This is a genomic window from Sulfitobacter sp. HI0040 (assembly GCF_001634885.1).
Taxonomy (GTDB): Bacteria; Pseudomonadota; Alphaproteobacteria; order Rhodobacterales; family Rhodobacteraceae; genus Sulfitobacter.
Genome location: NZ_LWEX01000452.1, coordinates 1 through 230, shown reverse-complemented (window position 1 = coordinate 230; position 230 = coordinate 1). Strand labels below are relative to the sequence as shown.

1 protein-coding gene is annotated in these 230 nt (G+C 62.2%); it reads left to right on the top strand.

Annotated elements, in window-relative coordinates; translation table 11 throughout:
* On the top strand, positions 1 to 230 hold a 230-nt coding region (locus A3728_RS18730; RefSeq protein ID WP_150120884.1), incomplete at both ends, for an NAD-dependent epimerase/dehydratase family protein.

Sequence of the window (230 nt, the reverse complement as noted above, 5' to 3'; positions counted from 1 at the left end):
GCCGCTGCTGGAAGGCGCCGACATGGTCATCCATTTCGGCGCCATCGTCGACGAAAAGCCCTTCATGGAACTGCTCGGGCCGAACTTCATCGGGTCCTATAACATCTTCGAGGGCGCATCGCAGCACGGGGTGCGGCGGGTGGTCTATGCCTCCTCCATCCACGCGGTGGGGATGCACAAGAAGGCGGATTTCATCGGCATCGACGCGCCGCACCGGCCAGATACCTTCT